13 protein-coding genes and 1 tRNA gene are annotated in these 14221 nt (G+C 67.9%); 7 read left to right on the forward strand and 7 right to left on the reverse strand.

Annotated features, from left to right (window positions below):
* Positions 1 to 52: 52 nt before the first annotated feature.
* From BN1193_RS08945 to BN1193_RS08965, 5 genes are all read left to right on the forward strand, one after another.
* Positions 53 to 934 carry a fatty acid desaturase family protein gene (locus BN1193_RS08945; protein ID WP_040165812.1) on the forward strand — a complete coding sequence of 294 codons (882 nt, stop codon included), beginning with the start codon at positions 53 to 55 and terminating at the stop codon, positions 932 to 934.
* A 292-nt stretch (positions 935 to 1226) separates the two neighbouring features.
* On the forward strand, positions 1227 to 2486 hold the full coding sequence (locus BN1193_RS08950) for an ABC transporter substrate-binding protein (RefSeq protein WP_040165814.1): 1260 nt from the start codon (positions 1227 to 1229) through the stop codon (positions 2484 to 2486).
* A gap of 146 nt (positions 2487 to 2632) precedes the next feature.
* Positions 2633 to 3472 carry a carbohydrate ABC transporter permease gene (locus BN1193_RS08955; RefSeq protein WP_230206458.1) on the forward strand — a complete coding sequence of 280 codons (840 nt, stop codon included), beginning with the start codon at positions 2633 to 2635 and terminating at the stop codon, positions 3470 to 3472.
* Positions 3465 to 4358 carry a carbohydrate ABC transporter permease gene (locus BN1193_RS08960; RefSeq protein WP_040165816.1) on the forward strand — a complete coding sequence of 298 codons (894 nt, stop codon included), beginning with the start codon at positions 3465 to 3467 and terminating at the stop codon, positions 4356 to 4358. The genes BN1193_RS08955 and BN1193_RS08960 overlap by 8 nt, the downstream gene beginning before the upstream one ends.
* 93 nt (positions 4359 to 4451) lie before the next feature.
* A complete protein-coding gene (locus BN1193_RS08965; protein WP_154670786.1) occupies positions 4452 to 5504 on the forward strand; it encodes a LacI family DNA-binding transcriptional regulator in 1053 nt (350 codons plus the stop codon).
* A gap of 234 nt (positions 5505 to 5738) precedes the next feature.
* On the opposite strand, the gene BN1193_RS08970 is transcribed toward BN1193_RS08965, so the two are convergent.
* Positions 5739 to 6677, reverse strand: a complete 939-nt coding sequence (locus BN1193_RS08970; protein ID WP_052460601.1) for a TAXI family TRAP transporter solute-binding subunit — start codon at positions 6675 to 6677, stop codon at positions 5739 to 5741.
* Positions 6678 to 6692: 15 nt separating this feature from the next.
* Between BN1193_RS08970 and BN1193_RS08975 the strand changes: the two genes are divergently transcribed.
* Complete coding sequence (locus tag BN1193_RS08975; RefSeq protein ID WP_094770395.1) at positions 6693 to 6917, forward strand: TAXI family TRAP transporter solute-binding subunit; 225 nt, start codon at positions 6693 to 6695, stop codon at positions 6915 to 6917.
* Between the two features lie 56 nt (positions 6918 to 6973).
* On the opposite strand, the gene BN1193_RS08980 is transcribed toward BN1193_RS08975, so the two are convergent.
* Positions 6974 to 7063 (reverse strand) — tRNA-Ser (locus BN1193_RS08980).
* 316 nt (positions 7064 to 7379) lie between these two features.
* Between BN1193_RS08980 and BN1193_RS08985 the strand changes: the two genes are divergently transcribed.
* Complete coding sequence (locus BN1193_RS08985; protein ID WP_094770396.1) at positions 7380 to 9065, forward strand: thiamine pyrophosphate-dependent enzyme; 1686 nt, start codon at positions 7380 to 7382, stop codon at positions 9063 to 9065.
* A gap of 18 nt (positions 9066 to 9083) precedes the next feature.
* On the opposite strand, the gene BN1193_RS08990 is transcribed toward BN1193_RS08985, so the two are convergent.
* The 5 genes from BN1193_RS08990 to BN1193_RS09010 form a co-directional block, all read right to left on the reverse strand.
* Complete coding sequence (locus tag BN1193_RS08990; protein ID WP_040165819.1) at positions 9084 to 9842, reverse strand: iron ABC transporter ATP-binding protein; 759 nt, start codon at positions 9840 to 9842, stop codon at positions 9084 to 9086.
* A complete protein-coding gene (locus BN1193_RS08995) occupies positions 9839 to 10852 on the reverse strand; it encodes an iron chelate uptake ABC transporter family permease subunit (RefSeq protein WP_094770406.1) in 1014 nt (337 codons plus the stop codon). The genes BN1193_RS08990 and BN1193_RS08995 overlap by 4 nt, the downstream gene beginning before the upstream one ends.
* Entirely contained in the window at positions 10845 to 11831 is a 987-nt protein-coding gene (locus BN1193_RS09000) for an ABC transporter permease (protein WP_040165822.1), read from the reverse strand. The genes BN1193_RS08995 and BN1193_RS09000 overlap by 8 nt, the downstream gene beginning before the upstream one ends.
* A gap of 46 nt (positions 11832 to 11877) precedes the next feature.
* Positions 11878 to 12894, reverse strand: coding sequence for a siderophore ABC transporter substrate-binding protein (locus BN1193_RS09005; protein WP_040165824.1), 1017 nt, complete (start codon positions 12892 to 12894; stop codon positions 11878 to 11880).
* A gap of 227 nt (positions 12895 to 13121) precedes the next feature.
* Positions 13122 to 14174: a hypothetical protein gene (locus tag BN1193_RS09010; RefSeq protein WP_040165826.1), complete on the reverse strand. Its 1053-nt coding sequence runs from the start codon at positions 14172 to 14174 to the stop codon at positions 13122 to 13124.
* Between the last annotated feature and the right edge of the window lie 47 nt (positions 14175 to 14221).

Consider the following 14221-nt stretch of genomic DNA (forward strand, 5'->3'; position numbering starts at 1 on the left):
CCCCCCCCCCAGCTTGAGCAACCGGTGCCCCACGGTCGGTTGACGAAAAGACGTGTCTACCTCCACTTCGCTCGCTGACACCGTCAGCACCCTCGGTCCGATCCGACAGACGTACGCGCGCAAGGAAGACTTCCCCCCGGTCGCCCGTGCGTACACCCGCTTGGCCGAGGTGATCCGCGAGGCGGGCCTGCTACGGCGCAGCACCGGGTTCTACCTGCTCACGGGAGCGGCGATCGCGGTCGGTTTCGGCGGTGCGATCACCGGGTCCATCCTGCTCGGCGAGAGCTGGTTCCAGCTTCTGATGGCGGCGGCGTTCGGCATCCTGTTCACTCAGGTCGCGTTCTTCGCTCACGAGGCGGGACACCGTCAGATCCTCTCCAGCGGACTGACGAACGACCGCCTCGCGCGGGTCCTCGCCGCCTTCGTCGGCCTGAGCTATTCGTGGTGGGACTCCAAGCACAGCCGCCACCACGCGAACCCCAACCGTGTCGGCAAGGACCCGGACATCGAGGTCGACACGATCTCGTTCCTCGATGAGGACGCCGTCCAGGCGCGCGGACTGCGCCGCCTCATCACGCGCAAGCAAGGGTGGTTCTTCTTCCCGCTTCTGACCCTCGAAGGTCTGAACCTGCACATGCACTCATTCCGGCACCTGTTCTCCCGTGGTCCGGTGAAGGCGCGGTGGGCCGAGCTCGGCATGATCGTCGCCCGCTTCGCACTCGTCCTGACGCCGATGTTCCCGAGCATGGCTCGCCCGCAGCTCGCGCAGACCCGTGAGATCGTCCGCGAGTACTGCGCCACGCACGGCGTCCCCTACGCGGAGACCTCGCTGTGGCGCTCCTACGCCATCGTCATCGACTACCTGAACACCGTCGGTCTCACCGCCCGCGACCCGTTCGACTGCCCCATGGTCTCCGAGTACCGCCGCGCCTGACCCGCCGCCGAAGGCCACCGAACACTCCGATCACACGGATCGCGCACGCGCGGGCAGGAATTGCCGACCAAGTCTTGCGCTCGCCACACGTGAGTGCTTACAGTCACTTAATCGATTAAACGATCAAAGGAGATCGCATCGTGAAAAGAACAGCTCGAGCGCCACGGGGAGCCCAGGCCGCAGGCGCCTGCCGGACCTCACACCGTCGAGCCCGCGTCCCGGAACCGAGCCCGCAGTCCTCCTCCCCGCTCCTGAACTTCGTCCACTGACAACCCGAGAGATAGGAATCACCGTGAAGTACAAGGCCCTCGCAGCCGGCGCACTGACGCTCGCTGTCGCACTCGCCACCGCTGGTTGCTCATCAGGATCCGGCTCCTCCTCGTCGTCCGGCGGCGCGGGCGGTGGCGACGTGACGCTCACCTTCTCCATCTGGAACGATCTGCAGCAGCCCGCCATGCAGAAGATCGCTGACGCGTTCCACGCGGAGAACCCGAACGTCACCGTTCAGATCCAACTCACCCCGTGGGACAACTACTGGAACAAGCTGCAGACCACGGTCGCCGCCGGCAGCGGACCGGACGTCATCTGGTTCACCGGACAGTACTTCGGTCTCTATGCCTCGGAGGGCCAGCTCGCGCCGATCGAGGGCGTGGACCTCAGCAAGTTCCCGAAGGAATCCGTCTCGATGTACGAGTACGACGGCAAGCAGTACGCCGTCCCGAAGGACTTCGACACCGTGGCGCTCTGGTACAACAAGAAGCTCTTCGCCGACGCCGGCCTCCCCGTCCCGGGAAAGGGTTACACGTGGGAGCAGATGCAGAAGGACGCCAAGACCCTCACGAAGGGCGACGTCAAGGGGTTCGCGGCCTCGTCGGCGGCCCAGCAGAACTGGTACCCGGCGATCTACAGCGCCGGCGGCACGATCATCGATGACAAGGGCAACGCCGCCTACAACTCGCCCGAGGCGAAGGAAGGCGTCAGCTTTCTGAAGTCGTTCATCGACGACGGGAGCTCCCCGACGCTGCAGCAGATGACGGACACCCCGCCGTCCGATGCCTTCGGTTCCGGCAAGATCGCCATGCTCTGGACGCAGAACACCAATGCCCGAACGATGGCGATGAGCGCGGCGGCGAAGGACATCGATGTGGCCCCGGTGCCGGCCGGACCTGCGGGCAGCATCACGGTGCTGAACTCCATCGGTCTCGGCGTGAACGCCAAGAGCCAGCACCTGGAAGAGGCGCAGAAGTTCGTCGCGTTCGCGACCGGGCCGGAGGGTGCGAAGATCCAGGCCGAAGCCGGTAACGCCATCCCCTCCTATGAAGGCACGCAGGCCGAGTGGTTGAAGTCCTACCCGCAGTTCGACCTGCAGGTCTTCCTGGATGCGGCCAAGACCGCCAAGGGCTACCCGCAGTCGGTCGCGATGTCGAAGTGGGTCGATTCCGAGACCACGCAGCGCACCGCGATCTGGTCCGGTAAGGAAAGCGTCTCCGACGGCCTCGACAAGCTCAATTCCGAGGTGCAGGCAGCGATCGACGCGACGAAGAAGAAGTAGTCATGACCACCGTTTCCCGCCCCGCCGCCGTGGCCGCGTTGCCCGGCGCGCGGGGCCGGGGGGCAGCTTCCCGCGGCCGCAGGAAGTCCGCCCCCGGCCGCGGCCGCCCTCCCGGAGGGTCGAACGCGCTGTGGCCTGTGCTGTTCGTGGGGCCTCTGACACTCGGCCTGCTGATCTTCTACATCTGGCCGATCATCCGGACGCTGTACCTGTCTTTCACCGAAACGGGAGTCTTCGGCGGCTCGACCTGGGTGGGCGCCGCGAACTACGCCACCCTCTTCCAAGACCCCGAGCTTCCCCAGGCCCTCCTGAACACCGCGTTGTACACGGTGTTCTCGCTCATCGGCATTCCGCTCGCGATGATCGTGGCGTCGCTGCTGAACACCCCGAACCTGAAGTTCCGCAGCGCCTACCGGGTGCTGTTCTTCCTGCCGGTCGTGACCATGCCGGCCGCCGTCGCGCTCGTCTGGAAGATGATCTACAACGGTGACTACGGAATCCTGAATCAGTTGCTGGGCTACGTCGGGATCACCGGAACCTCGTGGCTGAACAACCCGGCCACGGCCCTGGTCGCGGTCGCTGTGGTCGGGATCTGGAGCAGTCTGGGATCGAACATCGTCATCTTCATGGCGGCGTTGCAGGGCGTCCCGCAGTCGCTGTATGAGGCGGCTGAGCTCGATGGGGCAGGACCCGTGCGGCGATTCGTCTCCGTCACGGTCCCGATGATCTCACCGAGCGTCTTCTTCATCACGGTGCTCTCCGTGATCGGTTCGCTGCAGATCTTCGACCTGGTCTACGTGATGGTGGGGCCGGACAGTTCGGCGTTGCCGTACGTGAAGACGATCGTCTTCCTCTTCTACCAGAAGGGCTTCATCCAGCATGACCAGGGTGCGGCGGCAGCGATCGCGTTCGTCCTCCTGATCATCATCCTGATCCTCACGGTCCTGCAGTTCTCGCTCCAGAAGAAGTGGGTGCACTATGAGTGACACGCGCACCGAAACGGAAGTCCTCGTGACGGCCGGAAACCAGCGAAGCGACCGTGGCAACGGCCGGCGGTCACACCGGCAGCCGATCCTGGTCCACGTGGTGCTGCTGCTCGGCGCCATCGTGATGGTGTTCCCGTTCATCTGGCAGGTGCTGTCTTCGCTGAAGAACTTCGCCGGGGCTACGGCGGTGCCACCGCAGTGGATCCCGAACCCGTTCGACTTCACGAACTTCGCCAAGGTCTTGGACTCGATGCCGTTCGCGCAGATGATGCTGAACAGCGTCATCATCACGGTCGTGACGACGATCGGCCATGTGGTGCTGTGCACCATGGCGGGCTACGCGTTCGCGCGCATGCACTTCCGCGGTCGCGGACCGCTGTTCATCCTCTTCCTGTCCGTGCTCATGGTGCCGAACCAGCTCTTCCTGCTGCCGCAGTACGAGATCGTGCAGGGGTTGGGGTGGTTGGACTCGGTGCAGGGCATCATCCTGCCGGGCCTGTTCTCCGCATTCGGGACCTTCCTCATGCGCCAGTTCTTCATGAGTCTCCCGGTCGAGCTCGAGGAGGCCGCCCGTCTGGATGGCGCCAATCAGTGGCAGATCTTCTACCGCGTCATGCTTCCGCTGGCCATTCCTGGGGTGATCGCGCTCACAGTGTTCTCGGTTCTGGGAGCATGGAACGCGATGCTCTGGCCCCTGATCGTGACGTCGACGCAGGAACGCATGCCTCTTTCGGTAGGCCTGTCTCAGATGGTGGGATTGAACTTCACGGACTTCCCGACCCTGATGGCCGGGTCGCTGATGGCGACGATTCCGATGATCCTGGTGTTCATGTTCCTGCAGAAGCAGTTCATCGCGGGCATCGCATTCACCGGAAGCAAGGGGTAGGGACATGGCGAACGACGCACCATCCAGGATCGCCTCCGGCACCGCACTCGTGGCGTGGCGCAGGGGAGCACTCTCCGTCGAAGGTGCCCGTTCGTGACCGCGGCGGCCGATCGCCCCTCGGCCAAGCGACCGACGATCCGCGCGGTGGCGGAGGCGGCGGGTGTCTCCACGGCGACCGTCTCGTACGTCCTGCGCGGATCGGACCAGCAGATCTCGGAGTCCACCGCGGACCGCGTGCGCGCCGCGGCCCGGAAGCTGGGGTACGTCGCCAATTCCGCGGCGCAGGCCATGCGGACGGGCCAGAACGGTCTCCTCGTCCTCAATGTGCGGGTGCCCAACGACCCGTGGAGCATCTCCTTGCAGGAGAGCGTCAGCCGGCGCGCGCACGCCGGCGGCCTGATCCCCCTCGTCCAGTCCTACGGCGACTGGTACGAGACGGCACTGCGCGTCCAGCCGAATCTGATGTTCGTCGACGAACCACCTCTGAGCGACGCGCCGCGGTTGGACTCCCTGGTGGCGGCCGGGCAGCGGGTGATCGTCTTCAGCGAGCGTCTGCCGGGCGGGGGGTATGGCGTGATCCGGTCCCCCGCGCTCTCCGGCGCTCGCCAGATCGTCCAGCATCTGGCCGAGTTGACCCCCGATGTGGCCTTCCTGTACCCGCGGGATCAGACCTCCCAGCAGCAGCGGCTGGACGCGTACCGCGAGGCCGTGGCAGACGGGCGCGTCCGGAGCGAGCGGGTCATCACGTACGACGGTTCCGCTTCCGGCGCCTTCCGCGCCGCGCACGAGTCTCTCGCCGCGTCCGACCGTCCGCGAGCGCTCTTCTGCAACACGGACTATGCCGCGATCGCCGCCACCCAGGCCGCCTACGCGGTGGGATTATCGGTTCCGCGGGACGTCTACGTGGCGGGGCTCGGCAACACACCGCAGGCGGCCAAGAACGATCCGTCCGTGACGAGCGCCGGTCCTCCGGACTTCTTCGAGAACATCGCGGAGATGCTCGTCACCGCCGCTCTCGATCCGGTCCCGCCGACCGCCGTGCATGAGTTCGAGTGGCGGGGCTTCCCCCCGCGCCCCCCGGCGCCTTCTGCCTTTCAAATATTCAGGCCACCGCCCCTACAGAGGGTGCACCCTCCTAGGCAGTGATGTCCATCTTAAAAGAAAACTAATCACCCTCGAACTTGGGGGGGCCGGCCACCCCCCCGCGGGGGGCCAAGACCGGCCCGCCGGGCGCGGCCCCCGGCCCCCCGGCTTTCTGGGGAACCCCGGGGGGAGCCGCGCCCCCGCCGCTCTCGATCCGGTCCCGCCGACCGCCGTGCATGAGTTCGAGTGGCGGGTCTTCCCGCGGCGCTCAACGGAGCAGGTGCCCCCGAGCTCGCCTCAGCCGTAGTGGCGGCGGTAGGCGCGCGCGGCGGCGGGGTGCAGCGGCACGGGCGCGGTGTCGATGAGATTCGAAGGCGTGAGGAACTGCACCCCGACGCTCGGCTGCGGCACGAGGGCGGCGGCGTCCTCGATGAGCCGGTCCACCAGGGCCGTCACGAAGGCGTCCGAGGCGTCCGGGCGCACCAGCAGCAGGTTCGAGACCCCGATGGCGGGTAACGACTCCATGAGGTCGTACACGCCGGCCGGGATCACGGTCGGCTGATAGACGCCCCGGTGGGCCAGGGTCAGAGCGGGCAGCGCCGCGGTGAGATCGATCAGCGTGAGACCGGTGGCCGGCTGCAGCCGTTCCATCTCCGGCAGGGCCACCCCACCGGACCAGAACACGGCGGACAGCTCGCCCGCCTCGAATCGATCGACGGCATCCGCCAGTCGCATCTCGTGGATCCGCACGCCGGTGTCGTCCAGCACCCCCGCGGCCTGCAGGAGTCGTCGCATCGTGAGCGCCGTGCCCGATCCGGTCGCCCCGATCGACACGTCACGTCCGCGGAGGGCGTCCAGCGTCGTCAACCCGCTGTCCCCACCCACGATGCACTGCAGGTAGTTCTGGTAGACCCGCCCGACCGCCACCACGTCGTCATCCGCGATCGCGTCGGCGAGGGAGATCGCCAGGTCCGCGTCGCCGTTCTGCAGCAGCCGGACGTTCTCCACGCTGCCCGCGGTCGTCATCACGTCCAATGATCCGGCCGCACCGGAGCGCACGAGAGCGGCGCCGAGCAACTCCCCGAAGCGGACGTAGGTTCCGCCGGGCTCACCGCCGGCCATCCGCAGCGACGGTGCCGGAACCGGCGTGCAACCCGTGATCGTCGACGCGGCGACGGCCGCGGTGCCGACCAGGGCGGCGCGCAACAGCGTGCGGCGAGTGATCGAGATCGTCACGAGTCCTCCGCCGGCCTGGACGCGGACGTCCCGACGATCGTGGTGCCGAACGTCCTGCTCGTGAAGGACGACATGGACGACGCCACCGCCTGCGCGATCACCACCGCCATCTGGTCCAACGCCGACCGCATCGAGGCCGTCCACCCGGCCGGCGCCTCGCTCACCCCGGACACCGCTGTCCAGACCCACCCCATCCCGCTCCACCCCGGCGCGAAGATGGCCCTGGACGAGCTGGGCTGATTCGCCGCCTGACGGGACGAAACCCCCGCGATCCCAAGGGATTGCGGGGGTTTCTCTGGCGGTGACGGTGGGATTTGAACCCACGGTAGGGGTGAACCTACACAACATTTCGAGTGTTGCACCTTCGGCCGCTCGGACACGTCACCGGGATCGAGTTTACGGTACGGCGACGGGAGCGCAAAACCGAGTCACACCTCCGGCGGCCCGGGCGCGTCCGGAGGCGTGGACAGAGCCACACGACGCGGGAGAAGAGACGTTCTGCACGCCCCTGGGTTCATAAGAACGGAGAATCTTGCCGAAATCGCCCAGGCACACATGATCTTTCCACCTGAAATGGCGGGGGACACCCCCGCGGGGTCCGCCACGATGGACATACCGCACGACGTCGTATCCACGCACGCATCCGCTCCACAAGGCTGGCCGCGCCCGTACCCGCACCGCCTCACTGGAGAGAGCACCCGCATGGCCATCCTCGATCTGCCGCGTTCTTCCGCGTCCGAGAACCCCACCGAGACCACCACCACCGAGACCGCCGGACACGCGATCGTCCGGACGCTGGAGGAGCACGGGATTCGCCGCGCCTTCGTGGTGCCGGGTGAGAGCTACCTCGAAGTGCTGGACGGACTGCACGAGTCGCAGATCGACACGATCGTGTGCCGCCACGAGGGCGGGGCGGCGTACATGGCCGAGGCCAACGGAAAGCTCGGCGAGCTGCCCGGCGTCGCGATGGTCACCCGCGGACCGGGCGCCGCGAACGCTCTCGTCGGAGTCCACACCGCGTGGCAGGACTCCACGCCGATGATCCTGTTCATCGGCCTGATCCCGCTGGATCACCGCGACCGGGAGGCGTTCCAGGAGTTCGACATCCGCGGCTGGTTCGAGGCCGGCGCGAAGCGCGTCATGGTCCTGGACACCGCCAAGCGCGCGGCCGAGACCGTCGCCGAGGCCGTCTTCGCGGCCCGATCCGGACGTCCGGGTCCCGTCGTCGTCGGCCTGCCCGAGGACGTGCTGCGCGAGGTCGTCCCGGTCGAGACGCACCCGATCATCCCGGTCGCCACCGGCGGCCTCGTCAGCGACGACGGCGAGCGCCTGCGCGCCGCGCTGCAGAACTCCGAGCGGCCGCTGTTCGTCACCGGCGGCAACGACTGGACCCCGGAGGCCTCCGCCGAGTTCACCGCATGGCTGGAGCGAAACGGCATCGCAGCCGCCGCCGAGTGGCGCACCGAGGGTGTGGTCGGCTTCGACTCCCCCAGCTACGTCGGTCCGATCGGCTACGGCCGCCCCCGTCCGACGTACGACCTCCTGGAGGAGACCGACCTGCTGATCTTCGTCGGCACGCTCCCGGGCGACGTCCTCACCGGCGGCTACATCGCCCGCCAGGGTTGGAATCGCGAGAACTTCCTGGTCAGTATGGACACGGGCATGCGCGGACGTTCCGGTGCCGTCTCGCACCAGATCGTCGCCAAGCCGGCGGCGTTCGTCCGCGGCCTCGCCGAGCTCGACCTCGAACCGCGTCCGGAATGGGCGGCGTGGACCGCGCGCATGCGCGGGCAGCAGGAGGAATTCGCCGCACTGCCGGACGCCGGCACCGAGGGTCAGGCGCGCATGAACACGCTCATGGCGACGCTCGTCCCGCAGCTGGACGATGATGCGATCGTCACCTTCGGCGCGGGCGAGCACACGAACTGGGCGCACCGCTACTTCCCGACGCGCGCGTACCCGTCCATGGTCAGCTGCGGCAACGGGTCGATGGGCTACTCGGTTCCCGCGGCCGTCACCTCAACGCTGCGCTATCCCGGCCGCCAGGTCGTCACCGTCGCCGGCGACGGGGAGTTCCTGATGAACGGTCAGGAGCTCGCCACGCTCGCGCAGTACGGGCTCGCGCCGCTGATCGTGGTGATGGACAACCAGGAGTACAGCACGATCCGCACCCACCAGGAGCGCCACCACCCCGGACGCATCTCCGGCACGCAGCTGCGCAACCCGGACTTCGCCCTCATGGCGCAGGCCTTCGGTGGCGTCGGCATCCGGGTCACGGACGACGCCGACGTCCCTGCCGCGGTCGCGCAGGCGCTGCAGGTCACCCGCGAGGAGGGCCGCTTCGCCCTCATCCACCTCATCGTCGACCAGCGCGAGCAGGCCTACTGACGCGGTCCCGACTGGGCGTCAGCGGAAGTAGACGGCCAGGGGGTAGGGACCGTCGGAGCGGACGTCCATCTCGGTGTCGAAGACGTCATGCAGCACGGACGGCGTCATGAACTCGGACGGCGTGCCGACGTGCACCACCTCACCGCCCCGCAGCGCGACGATCCGGTCGGCGTAGGCGGAGGCGAAGTTCACGTCGTGCAGGACGATGATGATCGTCTTGCCGAGCTCATCCGCCGCCCGCCGCAGCTGCTGCATCATGGCGACGGCGTGCTTGACGTCGAGGTTGTTCAGCGGCTCGTCCAGCAGCAGGTAGTCGGTGTCCTGAGCCAGCACCATCGCCACGTACGCGCGCTGGCGCTGCCCGCCGGAGAGCTCATCGAGCTGCCGGTCCGCGAGCGCCTCGAGACCGAGGAAGGACATCGCCTCCTCAACCGCCGCCCGGTCAGCGGGCGTCAGGCGCCCCTGCGAGTACGGGAACCGGCCGAAGCCGACCAGCTCGCGGACGGTGAGCCGCGTGATGAAGTGGTTCTCCTGCCGCAGGATCGACACCGTGCGAGCGAGGTCGCGACTGGGCGTCTTCGCGACATCGAGACCGCCGACGGTCGTGGACCCGGTCGTGGCATCGGCCAGGCGTCCGGCGATCGTCAGCAGCGTGGACTTGCCGGCACCGTTCGGTCCGACGAGGGCCGTGATGCCGCCGGCCGGAATCTCCAGGTTCACCGGGCCGAGCACCCGGTGTCCGTCGTACGTCTTGGTGACGTCGGTGAACGAGATCACAGCGTTCCCTTTCGGAGCAGGATGATGACGAACGCCAGTCCGCCGACGAATTCGATGATGACGGTGACGAGCCCCGCCGCGGAGAACACGTTGCGCAGCACGAAGTAGGCGGACAGCAGCGTGGCGATGCCGAGCAGCACCGCGAACGGCAGCACGCGGCGGTGCTCGGCCGACCCGCACAGCTGATACGACAGGGTCGCGACGATGAAGCCGAAGAACGTCATCGGACCGACCAGCGTGGTGGAGATCGAGATGAGCATCGCGACGAGGACGAACAGCGCCATCACCTCGCGCTTGTACGACAGCCCGAGGTTCGTCGCCGTATCGCGGCCGAGCGCGAGCACGTCCAGGCGGTGACGCCGGAAGAACACCACCACGGCCACGATGACGATGATCGCGCCAGCCCACGGCAGGTACTCGGCGTTGGAGTTCGCGATGCTGCCGAACAAGCGGGCGGAGAGGATGTCGAACTCCCCCGGGTCCAGCATCCGCTGCATGAACGTGGACAGCGTGCCGAAGCCGACGCCGAGAACGAGGCCGATCAGCAGCGTGATGTGCAGGTTGCCGCGCTTCCCGCCGAACAACCAGCCGTACAGCCCGGTCGCGAAGACGACCATCAGCGCGCTCTGCGCGAGCACCTTCGGGACGCCGTCCGTTGCGGTCAGCGACTGCGCACCGAAGAAGAACACCATGCTCGTCTGGATCACGACGTAGAGCGCGTCGAAGCCCATGATCGACGGCGTCAGGATGCGGTTTCCGGTCGCGGTGTGGAACAGCACGACGGCGATGGCCTGTGCTGTGGCGACGAGAGTGATGGTCACCACGGTGATGGCGCGCCGATTGACCAGCAACCAGAACGCGTTCGAGCCGGGTTCGGACGCGATCCCCCAGGTCAGCACGAGAACGGCGGCCACCACGGCGATCGCCGCGACGATGCCGAGACGCGCCGCGTACGGCAGACCGCGACGCGTGGGCGTGGCGACGGGGGCGGCGGTCAGGGTATCAACCACGAGCACGCATCCTCAGCAGCATGGTGATGAACACGGCGGCACCGATCACGCCGAGGATCATGGAGACGGGCACCTCGAACGGGAACCGGATGACTCGCCCGACGATGTCGCAGACGAGGATCAGCGCGGTTCCGGTGACGCACACCCACGGGATGTTCGAGCGCAGATTGTCACCGCGGATCATGGAGACGAGGTTCGGCACGACGAGGCCGAGGAACGGCAGCGCACCCACCACGACGGTGGTGACACCGGTGGCGACCGCGACCAGCGCGGTGCCGAAGAACACCACGCGCTCGTAGTTCATGCCGACGGAGGTGGCGATGTCCTTGCCGAGGCCGGCGACCGTGAAACGGTCCGCGACGATCCACGCGAGGACCACGATGATCGCGATCACCCAGAGCGTCTCGTAGCGTCCGCGCATCACCATGGAGAACGAGCCCATGAACCACGTCCCGAGCATCTGCAGCATGCTCGTGGACACCGCCAGGAACGTGGAGAACGCCGAGACGACGGCCCCGAGCATCATCCCGATCAGCGGCACGACGAGCGAGGAGCGCAGGCGAATGCGTCGCAGGACCGTGAGGAAGATCATGGTGCCGACGAAGGCCGCGATCGAGGCGGCGACCATCTTCACCGAGGTCGTCGCAGTCGGGATCAGCAGGGTGACGGCGAGGAGACCGAGACCGGCCCACTCGGTGGTTCCGGTGGTGGTCGGCTCGACGAAGCGGTTCTGGGTCAGCAGCTGCATGATCATGCCGCTGACGCACATCGCGCAGGCGGCGAGGACCAGGGCGAGCGTGCGCGGCACGCGGGTGATCCAGAACATCTCGGCACCGAAGTCATCGGAGCCGAGGTCGTAGGCGCCCACGGAGAGCGAGAGCGCCATGAGCCCGAGAACGCCGATGAGCGCCAGGGCAAGAAGCAGCCCGGACGACACACGCCGGCGCACGGGGGCGGACGGAAGGAGAGTCTGAGTCATGAACGGAGCGCCGGCCGGACCCGATGCGGGTCCGGCCGGTCAGAGGTCACTTGGCGGCTGCGAACGCGTCGGCGAGGCTCTGGTACAGCTCGGTGTACGCCTGGATGCCCTCGGTCAGGTAGAAGTTCGAGTTCAGGTAGATGATCTGGTTCTTCTTCACCGCCGGGACGTTCTTCAGCGCCTCGTTGGCGGCGACGATGTCGGCGGCCGGGACGTACTCGGCGGTGTCCGAGGCGACGGCACCGTCGCGGTCCAGGACGATCAGCCACTCCGGGTTCGCGGCGGCGATGGCCTCGACACCGATCTCGTCACCCTTGTGGTCGGCGGACTCGCCCTCGATCTCGCGGTCGATGCCCGGGACCAGCTTCAGCTCCGTGTACAGGGAGCCGATGCCACGGCCCTCGCCGGGAGCGGAGAAGCCGAGCTTGCCGCCGGACGCGATCAGGCCGATGACGGTCGACTCGCCGTCGTAGTTCTTCTTGGCGGCGGCGATCGCGTCATCCAGAGCGCTGTTCAGCGCGGCGGCGTCGTCCTCGCGGGCGAAGATCTGTCCGAGGGCCGTCGTCTGACGCTTGAGCTCGGCCGAGATGGCCTCACCGTCGCGCGGGTCCAGCTCGATGACCGGGTCGGCGAGCGTCTTGATCTCGTCGTAGTGGGAGGCGAAGCGGTAACCGCCGATGACGAGGTCCGGCTCGGCCTCGACGATCTTCTCCAGGTCGGGCTCGCGGTGGCTGCCGACGTTCAGCACGGCCTCGTCGTCGATGTACTTCGGCCACACCTTGCCCATGACGGGCTTCGGGGCGGCGACCAGCGTGACGTCCCAGTCGTTCAGCGTCTGCAGTGCCGTGTTGTCCAGCGCGACGACACGCTCCGGGTTCACCGGAACGGTCACCTCGCCGTGGTTGTCCGTGAAGGTCACCTCGGTGGCGGCGGGGGCGTCGGTCGTGGCCGCGGCGTCGGGCTCGGCGTTCGCGGAGCCGGCGCAACCGGTGGCGAGGAGAGCCAGGGCGGTGAGGGCCGCTCCGGCCACGAGCGGACGGCGGATGGAAGGTCGTGCGGACACGGTGGCTCCTGTCGTCAGGGGGAGGTCGGGAAAAGCGGGGAGGTCCCGCTCTTCCAACCTAGGTAAGCCTTACCTAAGAAGCAAATCCACCTCGCGCGGCGTCACGTCGCAACCCCAGCCGTGCTTCCGCCCCGAGCACGACGGCGGGGATCACGCTCGGCACGCCGGAGGAGCCGCAGGGCGACACGGCGTGTCCGGTGCGCGCCCCGCCGCTGTGCCCGACGACGTCACCAGGCGGCGGAGACCTCGGCGTGGATGCGGAGCAGCGGCTCGGTCGCGTCCTGAGGCGAACGACCGCAGCCGCACTCCGTCGCGACGCCGAACACGTCGGCGTGCGCAAGCGCGGCGGCGATCCGGCGACGCGCTCCCTCGGCTCCGTCCTCGCGGTGCACCAGGCCGAGGTAGAGCTCCGTCTGGGCACCAAGCTCAAGCATGTCCAACGGCGCGAAGTACGCGTCATCGTCGCGCTCGATCGGCACCGGGAGGTGCAGGAACGTCAGCGGACGACGCGCACCGGACTGCAATGCGTTCGCCATCCGCACCAGGTTGCCGGTGTCCGCCGGCTCCACGAAGTGCTTCTCCGCGACGTCGCCGTAGCAGAGGTGAACGCCGACTTCGACGTCGTCCGGGACGGCGTCGACCAGACGCGATACCCGCGCGGCGAGCTCCGGCAGCGGATCGCCATCCCACCACGCGACCATCGGCTGGCCCCAGATCTCGGCGCCCTCGATGATGCCCATCTCGGGTGCCACATCCCACTGGATCGCCAGGTCGGCGTGCGGGACAGCAGCGAGGATGCGCTCCAACTCCTCGCCCAGCGCCGCCGTGTACACCGGGTCGATCGCGGCCCGATCTGCCAGGGGGAAGAAGGAGTTGACCACGGCGAGAGGCGTCGGCAGGGCGACGAGGAAGCGGACACCGGCCGGGACCGCGCCCTCCTCACGCAGGCGCGTGAACACGCCGTACGACGCGATCGCGGCGTCCGCGTAGCCGAGCGACGGCAGCACGATGGAGGCGGCGTCGACACCGTCCGCGAGGCGCAGGGGACGCGCGTCGATCCCGGCCGGGAACGGCACCGGCTCGTCACCGACGCGCTCGATGCCCTCCGCCTGCCCGAGGATGTCCGGCTGGAACATGATCCAGTGGAATCGCTTGCCGACCTCGCCGTCCGGAACGCGACGCAATCGTCCGTCGAGCACGGACAGAGCCGTGCGCATCGTGGTCTCGGCGTCCGGGTAATTGACGCTGCCGACGAGGTGGGCGCCCTGGGGCTCGGTCATGACGATCCTCTCCGCCCGCCGGGATGTACGGGACACCTCCATGATCC

Source organism: Microbacterium gorillae (assembly GCF_000826185.2).
Classification (GTDB): domain Bacteria; phylum Actinomycetota; class Actinomycetes; order Actinomycetales; family Microbacteriaceae; genus Microbacterium; species Microbacterium gorillae.

Bases quoted from the DNA above. Each gene is read 5' to 3' on its own strand.
- BN1193_RS08960 (WP_040165816.1), top strand. From the start codon at position 3,465: ATGAGTGACACGCGCACCGAAACGGAAGTCCTCGTGACGGCCGGAAAC.
- BN1193_RS08985 (WP_094770396.1), top strand. From the start codon at position 7,380: ATGGCCATCCTCGATCTGCCGCGTTCTTCCGCGTCCGAGAACCCCACC.
- BN1193_RS09000 (WP_040165822.1), bottom strand. From the start codon at position 11,831: ATGACTCAGACTCTCCTTCCGTCCGCCCCCGTGCGCCGGCGTGTGTCG.
- BN1193_RS09010 (WP_040165826.1), bottom strand. From the start codon at position 14,174: ATGACCGAGCCCCAGGGCGCCCACCTCGTCGGCAGCGTCAATTACCCG.